The sequence below is a fragment of the Pseudomonas sp. R38(2017) genome, from assembly GCF_002112395.1.
GTDB lineage: Bacteria > Pseudomonadota > Gammaproteobacteria > Pseudomonadales > Pseudomonadaceae > Aquipseudomonas.
The window spans coordinates 242,065-255,238 of the sequence record NZ_NEHN01000003.1; the positions used below are offsets into that span (position 1 = coordinate 242,065).

Sequence of the window (13,174 nt, forward strand, 5' to 3'; positions counted from 1 at the left end):
GAGTCTAACAATTCGCTTCGGAGATGACAGTCGAGTTCGTAAAATAGGCGCCTGAAAGGAGCCCACCGATGAAAGCCTCGACCCTCAAATACCTCTCTCGCCTGCTGGCCGAACTGGCCGTGCTGCTTGGTCTCTATCTGCTCGGCTGCCAGTTGGCTGCATGGCTGGCATGGCCGATCCCCGGCGGCGTGATCGGCATGGCGTTGCTACTGTTGGCTTTTGCGTTTGGCTGGGTCAAACCGGCGGCGCTGCAAATGGGCGCGGGACTGCTGATGGCCGAGATGCTGCTGTTCTTCATTCCGGCCCTGATGAGCCTGCTGGATTACGGCGCATTGCTGCGTAATGACGGCTGGCGAATTCTGCTGGTGATTGCGGCGAGTACGCTGATGGTGATGCTGGTGACGGCGTTCACCGTGGAACTGGCCGTGCGCCTGAGGCGGTCCCATGAAGTTTGAGCTGATGCCGATGTTCTGGCTGGCGTTCACGCTGCTGGCCTATCTGTTCAGTCGCTGGCTGTATCGCCGGACCGGTCGCTACGTGCTGTCGCCACTGATTCTGGTCCCCGCATTATTGCTGGCCCTCGCCGTGCCGCTGCATACCGCTTATGCGGAATACTCCAGCAATACCCACTGGCTGATGCTGGTGCTCGGCCCGGTCACCGTCGCTTTTGCGGTGCCGATCTGGCAACAGCGGCGTCTGCTGGTGCGTCACTGGTCAGCGTTGCTGCTGGGCATGCTGGCCGGCAGTGCTGCATCGATTGCGACTTCGTTTGGCCTGGCCCGAGCCTTGGCGCTGGACAGTTCGGTGACGCTGTCGCTGGTGCCGCGCTCAATCACCACGCCGTTTGCCATGCCGCTGGCGCAGGATCTGGGTGGCGTACCTGAACTGACGGCGGTGTTCGTGATGTTCACCGGGGTATTCGGCGCGATGCTGGGCGGGGTGCTGCTCAAGTGGCTGCCGCTGCGAAGCGCTCTGGCGCGCGGCGCCCTGTTTGGCGTTGGCGCTCATGGTGCGGGCGTCAGCCGCGCCCATGAAGTGGGTGGCGAAGAAGGTTCGGTGGCAGGGCTGGTCATGGTGCTCACCGGGCTGCTCAATCTGTTCGCCGCACCTTTGTTGGCGTCGTTGCTTTGACATGGATCCAAGCGGTTTGCGCAGCTGACCCGCTCAGTCATCAAGCTGGCTGCCAATGCAACTACGCGAAACCCCGGGGCTGACTAGACTGCTGACACCTGCCGAAAAAAACAAAAACAGAGGTGCATACAGTGAGCGTAGCCCCCGTCCCTTCCTCCTTGAATGTCAAAGATCAGGTCAGTGCCGCGGAGTGGCAGACCCGGGTCGATCTCGCCGCCTGCTATCGACTGGTCGCCCTGCATGGCTGGGACGATCTGATCTTCACCCACATTTCGGCCAAGGTGCCGGGCACCGAAGACTTCCTGATCAACCCGTTCGGCCTGATGTTCCATGAGATCACTGCGTCCAGCCTGGTGAAGGTCGATCAGGCCGGCAACAAACTCATGGACAGCCCCTACGAGATCAACCCCGCCGGTTACACCATTCACAGTGCCGTCCATGAAGTGCGCCATGACGTGGCCTGCGTGCTGCATACCCACACTGCTTCGGGCGTTGCGGTGTCGGCGCAGAAACAGGGAGTGTTGCCGATCAGTCAGCAATCGTTGTTCGTGTTGTCGAGCCTGGCCTTTCACGCTTATGAAGGCGTGGCACTCAATCACGAAGAGAAGGCCCGGTTGCAGGCCGACCTCGGCGAAAACAATTTCCTGATGCTGCACAACCACGGCTTGCTGACCTGCGGCGGCACCATCGCCGACACGTTCCTGATGATGTTCACTTTCCAGCGTGCCTGCGACATCCAGGTCATGGCGCAAACCGGCGGTGCCGAACTGATCGCCATCGAGCCGCAGATTCTGGCAGGCGCCAAGGCGATGATCGCCGGCGTCACCAAAAGTGCTCAAGGCATGGGTGGCGCGCTGGCCTGGCCGGCGTTGCTGCGCAAACTCGATAAACAAGACCCGGGGTATAAACTGTAATGCCTCTCGCCGAGATTCCTCTGAGTGCCTGGCGCAAACGCAGCCAGACGTTTGTCTTTCGTGGCCAGCCGATCCGTTACTGGACGGCCGGGCAGGGCGAGCCGCTGCTGCTGATCCACGGCTTCCCGACGGCCAGCTGGGACTGGCATTACCTGTGGCAGCCGCTGGCCCAGCGCTTTCGGGTGATCGCCTGCGACATGCTCGGTTTCGGCGACTCGGCCAAACCGTTGAACCACACCTACAGCCTGCTGGAACAGGCCGATCTGCAGCAGGCGTTGCTCGCGCATCTCCAGGTCGAGCAACCGGTGCATATCCTCGCCCATGACTATGGCGACAGCGTTGCCCAGGAACTGCTGGCCCGGCATTACGAGGATCTGATCGAAGTTGCCAGTTGCGTGTTCCTCAACGGTGGTCTGTTTCCGGAAACCCATCGGCCATTGTTGACGCAAAAACTCTTGCTGAGTCCGTTGGGCTGGATGATCGGCCGCGCTTTTTCCCGCGATGCGCTGGTGAAGAGTTTTCATCAGATCTTCGGCCCGGACACCCGGCCCAGTGAAAGTGAAATGGATGATTTCTGGAGCCTGATCGAGTGCAATCGCGGCCCGCGCATCATGCACAAACTGATCACCTACATCCCCGAACGCCGGGTGCGGCGTGACCGTTGGGTGGCGGCAATGCAGCGCGGCGAGGTGCCGCTGCGGGTGATCGATGGCGAAGTCGATCCGATCTCCGGCGCTCATATGGTCGAGCGTTATCGCGAACTGATTCCCGACGCGGACACCGTGCTGTTGCCCGGCATCGGTCATTACCCGCAAAGCGAAGCGCCAGTGCAGGTGCTCAAGTACTACCTCGAATTTCGTGATCACTTCGTGTTGCCGCCGCGCAAAGTGGCGTGCTCCTGATCGACGGGCGGAGGCGCATTGCGCCTCTGGACCGTTTCATCATCCCCCAGCCTTATCGCGCACCATTCAGCCTCAGTCGTGTTCGTTGTGACCGCACGCGTCGTGCCTGACACTCAGGGACACTGTCCCTCAGGCCTGCTGGAGTTGCCCCGATGAATGAGTCTGTGCGTTTCGAAGATAAAGTCGTGATCGTCACCGGAGCCGGTGGTGGCCTGGGGCGCGCTCACGCTTTGCTGTTCGCCAAACAGGGCGCCAAAGTGCTGGTGAATGACCTCGGCGGCTCGACCCAGGGCGAAGGCGCCAACGCCTCGGCCGCCGACCGCGTGGTAGCGGAAATCCGTGAGGCCGGCGGCATCGCCGAGGCCAACCATGACTCGGTGACCGACGGCGACAAACTGGTGCAGAACGCCCTCGATGTATTCGGTCGCGTCGATGTGGTGGTCAACAACGCCGGCATCCTGCGGGACAAGACTTTCCACAAGATGGAGGATGCCGACTGGGATCTGGTCTATCGCGTCCACGTCGAAGGCGCCTACAAAGTGACCCGCGCCGCATGGCCACACCTGCGCGAGCAAAACTACGGGCGAGTAATCTTCACCGCCTCGACCTCGGGCATTTACGGCAACTTCGGCCAGTCCAACTACGGCATGGCCAAGCTGGGTCTCTACGGTTTGACCCGCACCCTGGCCATCGAAGGGCGCAAGAACAACATCCTGGTCAACGCCATCGCACCCACCGGCGGCACGCGCATGACCGAAGGCTTGATCCCGCCGCAAGTGTTCGAACAACTCAAACCGGAACTGGTCAGCCCGCTGGTGGTGTACCTGGCCAGCGAGCAATGCCAGGAAACCTCGGGCCTGTTCGAAGTCGGCGGCGGCTGGATGGGCAAGGTGCGCTGGGAGCGCAGCCTGGGCGCCGGGTTCGATCCGCGCGTGGGGTTCTCACCGGAAGATGTGGCGGCGCACTGGCAGCAGATTTGTGATTTCGAAGGGGCGGCGCATCCGAAGGACAACATCGAGGCGCTGAAGGAAATGATGGCGAATTTGCAGAAGTATTCGTTGTAGGTGGAGAGGGCCACCCAGTTGATACTGGGTGGCCCGTCGCTCTGCTAAGCGTATTTGTTGTTTGACATGAAATCAGGAGCTTTCCAGTTCGGGCCTTTGGTAGCGATTGGCCCATCACCATTGGCGAGCACGCCCTCCTCGAAAAGCCTGGCGTAGGTTTTCAGTAACTCACCATTTTCGATGACTTCGTATCGATACCGTCCAAACATTCGATCTAGCGACGGAATCGCGGAGCCGAGTGCGAAGACAGTCAGGACATCTTCTACCGTTTCATTTTTGACGATCTGTTCGATGATGCTCACTGCTTGCCTCCTTTTAACAAGTTTCTAAAAAACAATTCGTCTTGTTTGTCCGCAGCCGCTATGGCGTCTTTCGAATAGAGCAGTGACTCATTATCTTCCAGCTTGAAATCTTCCAATGTCGCAGTGTGTGCGTTGTTCCACATGGGAGATTCTCTGTCGGGTCGGAAGGCATCACTCAAGCCCAGCGCTCGAAACCGTTCAAGCTCCCTGTTTTCATGAGTGTAATAGCGTAGATCCGTATCCGTGAAAGCCAGCCGTCCGCTGAGAATTTCTTCTAATCGCTGGATCATCACGTCATTGGCATCTGATTGATCGAGGCGTGCGATATGCAGCTTCACCGCATCGATTCCGGCGCGACTTATGACCGCAGATCGCCAGTCCAGATCAAGTACTGGCCCGCCAGCTTGGTTCGGATTGAAAACGCGGCCACTGAATTTCCCTCTGACGAACGCCCCGTCATAAGGACTGCTGAAAACCACATACAGCGGCGGTATCCCCGACTCAATCGGAAAAACCGTGATAAACCCACCCAACTCATACCGATCCAGTTCAGGAAACGGATCAACCCGCCCCTCTGCAGGAACCACTTCAGCGCCGTCGTAAACCGGCAGTTCCGAATCGACCTGCGGTAAATCCGTCGAGGGATTCAGTGGATTGACCAATGGCGTCCAGGTCAGCGTGGGGCCGTTGGTGTCACTGGCGGTGGAAACATAGGTATTTGTGCGAGCGTCGAAGTGAGCAGCCCTGACGGGCACATTGGCGGGAACAGTCAGACCATCTGTGGTGACTACGACGAACTCGATTTTGTCGCCTATCGTCGACGAACCCAGCCTGACCGGCAGATCGACTTCCCCTCCAATGGCGGCCAACTGATACAGCTCATCGCTGCTCAAGTCGGGTGCCAGGTCTGACAGTGGAACGCTGGCAGAGTAAAGATCGCCGTTGCCCAGTTTCGAGGGCGCGAGCAAAGCGGCGAACCCGACGATCACCGGCGCCGCCGCTGTGGAGATGGCCGCCAGCGCCAGGGACACCGCCGTTCGCAGCGACGTTCTGAGTGCCAGCGTGGTTGCCGGGTTGTTGCCAAAAACACCGAGCGGCCCGGTAAAGGTCGGGCCGAATGCGGCCATCGATCCGGCATTGGCAAAGACGGGAGATTGTCCGCTCAGGGCGTTTTCTGCTTGCCGTCGGGCTTGCTCCCTGGCGGTCTTGCGCGCTTTTTTGCGGCGTCTTTTTTGTGCCTTTCGCAGCGCTTTCTGCTGTTTTTCCTGGCGTGTTTTTTCAGCCAGCAGTTGGCGCTCTTCCATGCGGCGCTGAGCATCGGCCTGCGCTTGCTGGCGTGCCTGTTCGGCAGCAATCTGTTGCGCGGCAGCGTCGGCGGCGATTTGCGCCTGCTCAGCAGCAAGCCGTTGTGCTTCAGCCAGCGCTGCAAGGCGCGCCTCTTCACGAGCCTGGATTTCCTCTTGTTCCTTTTGCTGCCGTGCCGCCTCTGCGAGTGCTTGCTGACGGTGTTGTTCGGCGGCAACTTGCTCTCGCTCGGCCACTACGCGTGCAGCTTGTGCCAGCGCTTCAAGTCGAGCTTGTTCATTGATCCGCGCCAGTTCGGCAGCGGCTCTCTGCGCTTGTTGCTCGGCGGCGATTCGCGCTTGGTCGTTGGCCTGAACGGTCGCCAGCCAGTTGAGTACATTGACTTGCTGCTGGTTGAGCAACTGCAACGATTGCGACAAGAGCCTCGCTTCGTGAGCAGCTCTGTATGAAAACGACCAGGTCTGAAAGGCAATGCCATCTGGCTTGAGAGGGCGCTCCATCGTTCGCGCCCGCGCAGTGAAATCGTTCAACGGCCGGTTCAGGGGATCGCTGCCATAAAACGTGTTGCCCAAGGCGGTCTGGCGATGGAACTCGGCAGTCTTGCGCGCCATCAGCGTATTGCGAACACCGAGCTCGCGAATGATTGCCTCGGCGGGTGGCAGAGGGTGAGTTGGAACTTCAAGTCTGGCGGCGGCAAGTTCATGTTCGAGGGTTTTTGCAAGTTGACTGGATCTGACCTGAAACTCCTGATCCAGCACTTGAGCGGTGCCTTTCACGATATGTACGTTGCCCGCAAACGCAGGCGGCCGTTGAAAGGCGCCGCTACTGCTGACATCAAATGTAGTTGCGGGTAACGGGTTGTAGCCGGGAGGCGCTGGTGCTGTCGTGTGGATAGCTTCGGTCAGCTCCCATGCAGGAGGCCTTTGCATATTCATATCCTTTTGAATGTGCGCTGTTTGAAAGTGATGAGTTGTTCTGCCATTAGAAGTTACAGGTGAACCGACGGGCGCGGGTCCGAGAGTCCTGTAGGCAGTTACAGAAGAGTGCGGCAGAAAATTCGGTGATAAATAACGAATAGAAGTTGTTCGTTATTTAAATAAGGAAGTTTCCGAAAAGGATTCAGGAAGCATCTGACAGTGGCGAGGGGAGTGACAGATTGCTGACACGACGCGATAAACCATCGCCCATAAAAAAGGCCGCTGCAAACGCAGCGGCCAAGGTAAGACGTTGGATCAAGGAGCTACAAATCAACGTCAGTGAACACCGGGGGCGATGGATCGAAAACGCTTCAAACCATCAGAAATCGGTTGCCGACGACTCGGTCGCGGACTTTCTGCTTCGTGGCGGTCTGCCGTGAAAGCCCGCTCAGAATAAGGGCTTGAAGCCAAAGGAAAAATAGCGATTCCGGACATGCACTGTTACGGGGCATGTAACAGTGTCGCGTCCCGAGGCGGGCATCATCCGTTGAATTGATCATGGGTTATCCAGCCTGCCCATGCCTCGCGGCAAGCCCCGTTCCAGGCGGGGATTCATCCTTTCGAGCGACAGCGCGAATACCTCCTTGGTGCGCTTATCGTCCCCGTGCGGCGGCAGTAGGGTGGGGCCTTCTGTCACTCACCGGGGAAGACGCATGACAAAAACAACAATGCGCGCCATCTTCAAACCGCAGGCGCTGGCGGCTGCGGTCGCCTTGGGTTGCTGTGCCCAGGCCCATGCAGTCGATTTCAATATCGGCGAAATCGAAGGCACGTTCGACTCGTCACTGTCGGTCGGTGCGAGCTGGGGCATGCGCGATGCAGACAAATCGCTGGTCGGCACGGTCAATGGCGGTACGGGCCAGTCTTCGACCGGTGATGACGGGCGCTTGAACTTCAAGAAAGGCGAGACCTTTTCCAAGATCTTCAAGGGCATCCACGACCTTGAACTGAAGTACGGCGACACTGGTGTGTTCGTGCGCGGCAAGTACTGGTACGACTTCGAACTCAAGGACGAAGACCGCGAGTTCAAGCCCATCAGCGACAAGGGCCGAAAGGAAGGCGCCAAGTCTTCCGGCGGGCAGATTCTCGACGCGTTCGTCTATCACAACTACTCCATCGCCGATCTGCCGGGCACCGTGCGCGCCGGCAAACAGGTGGTGAGCTGGGGCGAAAGTACCTTCATCGGCAACTCGATCAACAGCATCAACCCGATCGACGTTTCGGCCTTCCGCCGGCCCGGTGCGGAGATCAAGGAAGGCCTGATTCCGGTAAACATGCTGTTCGGCTCGCAAAGCCTGACTGACAAGCTCTCGGTCGAAGGCTTCTACCAATTGGAGTGGGATCAGACTGTTCTCGACAACTGCGGCACCTTCTTCGGTGTCGACGTCGCGGCGGATGGTTGCAACAACGGTTACACCGTCGGCAGCCCGGCGATTGCTCCGCTGGCGCCGTTGGCCGCTGCCTTCGGGCAACCCATCCAGGTCACTCGCGAAGGCGTGGTCGTACCCCGGGGCGGTGACCGTGATGCGCGGGATTCCGGGCAGTGGGGTACGGCGTTGCGCTGGCTCGGCGACGATACCGAATATGGCCTCTATTTCCTGAACTACCACAGCCGTACGCCCACGGTTGGCACCACCACGGCCGGCCTGTCGACTCTGGCGGCATTGCCGGGGATGGTCAGCACTGCCAACCGCCTCGCTCCCGGCAGCGGTTCCGGGCTGGCGCAAAGCGTGATGCTCGGGCGTGGTCAGTACTACCTCGAATACCCCGAAGACATCCGTCTGTATGGCGCGAGTTTCGCCACCACATTGCCCACCGGCACTGCATGGACCGGTGAGCTCAGCTACCGGCCCAACGCTCCGGTGCAGGTCAACACCAACGACCTGACCCTGGCCTTGCTCAACCCGATCGCCGGCGGCGCGGCATCCCCGCTGACCACCTCGCCGGGCGCCGACAACAAGGGCTACCGGCGCAAGGAAGTGACGCAACTGCAGAGCACCCTCACGCACTTCTTCGATCAGGTGCTGGGTGCCGAACGCCTGACCGTGGTCGGTGAGGCTGCGGTGGTCCGGGTCGGTGGTCTGGAGTCGCGCAGCAAGCTGCGTTACGGCCGAGATTCGGTGTACGGCCAGTACGGATTCGGTGGCGACACCGGCGGTTTCGTCACCTCGACCTCCTGGGGTTACCGCGCCCGGGCCATCCTCGATTACGCCAACGTGATCGGTGGGATCAACCTCAAGCCCAACTTGTCCTGGTCCCATGACGTCTCCGGTTACGGCCCCAACGGTCTGTTCAACGAAGGCGCCAAGGCCATCAGCGTCGGCGTCGATGCCGACTACCGCAATACCTACACCGCGAGTCTCAGTTACACCGACTTTTTCGGCGGCGATTACAACGTCCTCACCGACCGTGACTTCGTGGCCCTGAGCTTCGGCGTGAACTTCTGATCTGCCCGAGAAGGATGAAATCCATGCGCAAGATGATTCTGCAATGCGGTGTCCTGGCCCTGAGCCTGTTGGCTGTAAACGTGATCGCGGCGGTGTCGCCGCAAGAGGCCGACAAGCTCGGCAGCAGCCTGACGCCGCTCGGCGCCGAGAAGGCCGGTAACGCCGACGGCTCGATTCCAGCCTGGACCGGTGGCATCCCGAAAAACGCAGGGACAGTAGACAGCAAAGGCTTTCTCGCCGACCCGTTCGCCAGCGAAAAACCACTGTTCACAATCACTGCGGCTAACGTCGACCAATACAAGGCCAAACTTTCCGAAGGCCAGGTGGCGATGTTCAAACGCTATCCGGATACCTACAAGATCCCGGTCTACCCGACCCACCGCACCGTTGCTGTGCCGCCGGAAATCTACGAATCGGCCAAGCGCAGCGCGTTGAACGTTACCTCGATCAACGACGGCAACGGCCTGGCCAATTTCACCGGCAATCGCTACTACGCCTTCCCGATTCCGAAGAACGGCGTCGAGGTGCTGTGGAACCACATCACTCGTTATCACGGCGGTAACCTGCGGCGGATCATCACTCAGGTGACACCGCAGACCAACGGCAGCTACACACCGATCCGCTTCGAGGAAGAGATCGCCGTGCCGCAGTTGATGAAGGATCTGGACCCGCAGCAGGCGGCCAACGTGCTGACTTTTTTCAAGCAGTCGGTGACCGCGCCGGCGCGCCTTGCCGGCAACGTGTTGCTGGTGCACGAAACCCTCGATCAGGTGAAGGAGCCGCGTCTGGCCTGGATCTACAACGCCGGGCAGCGTCGGGTTCGCCGTGCGCCGCAGGTGGCGTATGACGGGCCGGGCACCGCCGCCGATGGCCTGCGTACTTCGGACAACTTCGACATGTTCTCCGGTGCACCGGATCGTTATGACTGGAAGCTGATCGGCAAGAAGGAGATGTACATTCCATACAACAGCTACAAACTCGACTCACCGAAGCTCAAGTACGACGACATCGTCAAGGCCGGGCACATCAATCAGGACCTGACCCGCTACGAGCTGCACCGGGTCTGGGAAGTGATCGGCACGGTAAAACCGAGCGAGCGGCACATCTATGCCAAGCGCCACATGTACATCGACGAGGACAGCTGGCAAGTGGCGCTGGCCGATCACTACGACGGTCGCGGACAGTTGTGGCGGGTGGCCGAAGGGCATGCCCAGTACTACTACGATCACCAGGCCCAGGCCTACACGCTGGAAGCGCTCTACGACATCATTGCCGGTCGCTACATTGCATTGGGCATGAAGAACGAGGAGAAGCACAGCTTCGAATTCGGCTTCGAAGCCAAGGCGGCCGACTTCACACCTTCGGCCCTGCGCGCCGAGGGCGTCCGGTAAAGGGAGCGATACACTTGCGAGACAGAAGGCGACCGGCTGGTCGCCTTTTTTATGGGCAGCAATCAGCGTACTGAATACTCGTCAACAAGCATCGGGGAGAGGGCTAGGGTGAACGTACAACGATAAAAAGGCGCACCTGATGACCGCCATGACACCCCTTCTGGATCGACCGGATTTTCTCCCGAGACTGTCTCCCCATCACTTGCCCCGTCCGCGTCTTTGCGAGGCACTGCTCGAGTCCGCGGCACGGGTCCGACTGATCTGCGCGCCGGCCGGTTGCGGTAAAACCGCGCTGCTCACCGAATGCCTGCTGCAGGCCCCCGTCAATTGCACCGTCTGCTGGTTGCCGCTGGCAGGGGCTTCCTTGAGTGTCGGCGAATTTTGCGAACGGCTTGCGCGTGCGATGGGGCTGACAACCTGGGACGAGGCGTCGCTGCTGTATGAACTGGCGCGACGGTCTACTGCTACCTGGGTGCTGATCGACGATTACTGCCGATACCCGGAGCCGGCGCTGGATGCATTGCTCGACCGAATGCTGGCGGTCAGCAGTCCGGCTGTGACGTGGTGGATCGGCACTCGGCGCCGCCCGTCCTGCAACTGGCCGCGCCTGCTGCTCGACGATGCCTTGTACGAATGTGAAGGCACGGCGTTGGCGCTGACCCGGTACGAGATTGCACAAGTGTTGCGCCACTTGCCTCCCGCCCAGGCCGACAGCGTGGCCGGGCGCATCTTTCAGCGCAGCGCCGGTTGGTGCGCCGGAGTACGGATGCTGATGATGCAAAAATGCGACTGGTCGCAAAAGACCCTGCCGCAGCAACGCATGGACACCTTGCTGGATTACTTGCAACACGAACTGTTCAGCGGACTGAGTCCGGAGCTGGCCGAGGCCTGGCGGGTGCTGGCGCAATTGCCGCGCTTCAATGCCAGCCTTTGCGATCACCTGTTCGGTGCCGGGGACGGGGCGCAATGGATGCGTACTCTGCAAACGCTGGGATGCTTTATCGAACCCTGGCGAGGATCTCCGGACTGGTTGCAGGTATGTGCGCCGCTGTCGCGCTTGATGCGTGACGAACCCTGGCCTGCCGGACGTTCCTGGCATCGCCGGGCCTGTCAGTGGTTTGCCGCCGGAAAGCATTGGAAATGCGCCTTTGAGCAGGCGTTGCTGGCCGAAGAGTACGAGGTTGCGGTGAGCTTGTTGCAACACTTCAGTTTCGAGCATCTGTTCGAGGAACAGACGGTCGTGCTGTTGCTGCGTCTTTATGAGCAACGCGGTGAAGAATTGCTGCTGGGCTCTGCGCAATTGGTCGGTTTGATCACGGCGGCGTTGCTGTTCGCCGGGCGTTTTGCGCAGGCGGCAGATTGCATCGGGCAACTGTCGCGTTTCTTGCCGCCACCGTCGGCTGGCCAGCAACGGCAATTGATCGCCCGCTGGCAGGCTCAGCAAGGCTGGCTGTTGCACCTGCAAGGACGGATGGAGGAGGCGCGTGAACATTTCGAGCAAGCCTTGATCGATCTGTCGCCGCAGGCCTGGACTGCGCGTCTGCTATGTCTCTCGGGCCGCACACAGCAGGCGTTGCTGTGCGGTGATCTGGAGTTGGCTCACTCGATCAATCGTGAAGCGCTTTGCCTGGCCCGGGCTGAAGGTTCTCTGTTGTTTGAAGCGTTGCTGGAACTTGATCACGCCCAGTTGCTGGAGCAGCGTGGTGGGGCCGCCCGGGCCGAAGAGTTGCTGGCCAATCTTTGCGAAATGCTCGACTCGTCCGTCGAGCGACCGACGCCACTGCTGGGGCGCATCGCCCTGCGCCGGGGGCGACTGGCATTGAGCATGGGGCAACCAGGCCGGGCAGCCGAGTTCTTTCAGCAAGGGCTCGACGACTGTCTGCGCAGCTTTGACAAGCGTGTGCTTTACGGTTTTCTTGGTCAGGCGCAACTGGCCGCCGATCAGGGGAATTACGCTTACGCCTTCATGCGACTGCGGGACGCCGAACGGTTGATGCAGCAGCGACAGATTCCGGACACGGTTTATCGCGGCGTCCTGTTGCAGGTCAGCAGCGAGTTCTGGTTGCAACAAGGACGACCCGAACTGGCTCACGAGGCGTTGAGCCGGGTGCTCAGACATTATCGTGGCCCATGTGCAAGGCAGGCACCGCCGGCGACGCTGGAGCTGATTCCGCGCATAGAGTGTTTGCTGATTCTGGCAGAGGCCCGGTTGCAGCAGGCGCAACAGCCAGTGGTGCGATTGCAGTCTTTGCTCGAGCAGGCTCACGCCAGCCGGATGATCGTGCTTGAGGCCGAGTTGCTGTTGGCGATGAGCGAGGTGGTCTCGCTGCTTGATGACCCGGAGTCGGCCCGCCAGTGCTTTGACAAGGGTCGTACATTAGCCAGTCAATTCAACCTGTCGCGATTGTTGATGAGGTTTGAGGAACAGGCGCCAGGCATTTATCCCGATTCGACACTGGACAAGCAACATCCAGATAATAATAACGATGAAAGTTCATTGAGTTTGCGTGAATCGCAGGTTTTGCGATTAATCGCGTCGGGAAGTTCAAATCAGCAAATAGCGGACAAGTTATTCATCTCATTGCACACAGTTAAAACTCATGTCAGGCGAATTCATGCAAAGTTGGGCGTGGAACGCAGGACTCATGCGGTGGCGCGTGCAAGAGTTCTGGGTTTGTGCGTTTGACGGTTGTGGTTCTTTGTAAAAACATAGTGCGCCGGAATGGATCCAAATTATTTGT

At 59.7% G+C, this 13,174-nt stretch carries 10 protein-coding genes; 8 read left to right on the forward strand and 2 right to left on the reverse strand.

Translation table 11 applies throughout. The features are described from left to right. Positions 1 to 68: 68 nt before the first annotated feature. The 5 genes from CAF87_RS07920 to CAF87_RS07940 all read left to right on the forward strand — a co-directional run bounded on the left by CAF87_RS07920 (position 69) and on the right by CAF87_RS07940 (position 4,011). Positions 69 to 455, forward strand: coding sequence for a CidA/LrgA family protein (locus CAF87_RS07920; RefSeq protein WP_085729649.1), 387 nt, complete (start codon positions 69 to 71; stop codon positions 453 to 455). Then, entirely contained in the window at positions 445 to 1,131 is a 687-nt protein-coding gene (locus tag CAF87_RS07925; protein ID WP_085729650.1) for an LrgB family protein, read from the forward strand. Before CAF87_RS07920 ends, CAF87_RS07925 begins: the two co-directional genes overlap by 11 nt. A gap of 131 nt (positions 1,132 to 1,262) precedes the next feature. Continuing rightward, positions 1,263 to 2,045: a class II aldolase/adducin family protein gene (locus CAF87_RS07930; RefSeq protein ID WP_085729651.1), complete on the forward strand. Its 783-nt coding sequence runs from the start codon at positions 1,263 to 1,265 to the stop codon at positions 2,043 to 2,045. Continuing rightward, positions 2,045 to 2,947 (forward strand): alpha/beta fold hydrolase, encoded by a 903-nt coding sequence (locus CAF87_RS07935; RefSeq protein ID WP_085729652.1) that lies wholly within the window; start codon positions 2,045 to 2,047, stop codon positions 2,945 to 2,947. The genes CAF87_RS07930 and CAF87_RS07935 overlap by 1 nt, the downstream gene beginning before the upstream one ends. 152 nt (positions 2,948 to 3,099) lie before the next feature. Next, positions 3,100 to 4,011, forward strand: a complete 912-nt coding sequence (locus CAF87_RS07940; RefSeq protein ID WP_085729653.1) for an SDR family oxidoreductase — start codon at positions 3,100 to 3,102, stop codon at positions 4,009 to 4,011. A gap of 44 nt (positions 4,012 to 4,055) precedes the next feature. Here CAF87_RS07940 and CAF87_RS07945 read toward each other — a convergent pair whose 3' ends face one another. Both CAF87_RS07945 and CAF87_RS07950 read right to left on the reverse strand, forming a co-directional pair. Further along, the gene (locus CAF87_RS07945; protein ID WP_085729654.1) at positions 4,056 to 4,313 is read right to left on the reverse strand and encodes an immunity protein; all 258 of its coding nucleotides are present in this window, start codon (positions 4,311 to 4,313) and stop codon (positions 4,056 to 4,058) included. Continuing rightward, positions 4,310 to 6,547 carry an S-type pyocin domain-containing protein gene (locus CAF87_RS07950; protein WP_085729655.1) on the reverse strand — a complete coding sequence of 746 codons (2,238 nt, stop codon included), beginning with the start codon at positions 6,545 to 6,547 and terminating at the stop codon, positions 4,310 to 4,312. Before CAF87_RS07950 ends, CAF87_RS07945 begins: the two co-directional genes overlap by 4 nt. A 701-nt stretch (positions 6,548 to 7,248) precedes the next feature. On the opposite strand from CAF87_RS07950, the gene CAF87_RS07955 reads away from it, so the two are divergent. The 3 genes from CAF87_RS07955 to CAF87_RS07965 all read left to right on the forward strand — a co-directional run bounded on the left by CAF87_RS07955 (position 7,249) and on the right by CAF87_RS07965 (position 13,119). Next, positions 7,249 to 9,042 carry a DUF1302 domain-containing protein gene (locus CAF87_RS07955; protein WP_085729656.1) on the forward strand — a complete coding sequence of 598 codons (1,794 nt, stop codon included), beginning with the start codon at positions 7,249 to 7,251 and terminating at the stop codon, positions 9,040 to 9,042. 23 nt (positions 9,043 to 9,065) lie between these two features. Next, positions 9,066 to 10,433, forward strand: a complete 1,368-nt coding sequence (locus CAF87_RS07960) for a DUF1329 domain-containing protein (protein WP_085729657.1) — start codon at positions 9,066 to 9,068, stop codon at positions 10,431 to 10,433. A 139-nt stretch (positions 10,434 to 10,572) separates the two neighbouring features. Next, a complete protein-coding gene (locus CAF87_RS07965) occupies positions 10,573 to 13,119 on the forward strand; it encodes a LuxR C-terminal-related transcriptional regulator (RefSeq protein ID WP_085729658.1) in 2,547 nt (848 codons plus the stop codon). Positions 13,120 to 13,174: the final 55 nt, after the last annotated feature.

Excerpts from the sequence above, each read along its gene's own strand:
- CAF87_RS07965 (WP_085729658.1), top strand. The coding sequence starts at position 10,573 with ATGACCGCCATGACACCCCTTCTGGATCGACCGGATTTTCTCCCGAGA.
- CAF87_RS07935 (WP_085729652.1), top strand. The coding sequence starts at position 2,045 with ATGCCTCTCGCCGAGATTCCTCTGAGTGCCTGGCGCAAACGCAGCCAG.
- CAF87_RS07940 (WP_085729653.1), top strand. The coding sequence starts at position 3,100 with ATGAATGAGTCTGTGCGTTTCGAAGATAAAGTCGTGATCGTCACCGGA.
- CAF87_RS07960 (WP_085729657.1), top strand. The coding sequence starts at position 9,066 with ATGCGCAAGATGATTCTGCAATGCGGTGTCCTGGCCCTGAGCCTGTTG.
- CAF87_RS07950 (WP_085729655.1), bottom strand. The coding sequence starts at position 6,547 with ATGCAAAGGCCTCCTGCATGGGAGCTGACCGAAGCTATCCACACGACA.
- CAF87_RS07955 (WP_085729656.1), top strand. The coding sequence starts at position 7,249 with ATGACAAAAACAACAATGCGCGCCATCTTCAAACCGCAGGCGCTGGCG.
- CAF87_RS07925 (WP_085729650.1), top strand. The coding sequence starts at position 445 with ATGAAGTTTGAGCTGATGCCGATGTTCTGGCTGGCGTTCACGCTGCTG.
- CAF87_RS07920 (WP_085729649.1), top strand. The coding sequence starts at position 69 with ATGAAAGCCTCGACCCTCAAATACCTCTCTCGCCTGCTGGCCGAACTG.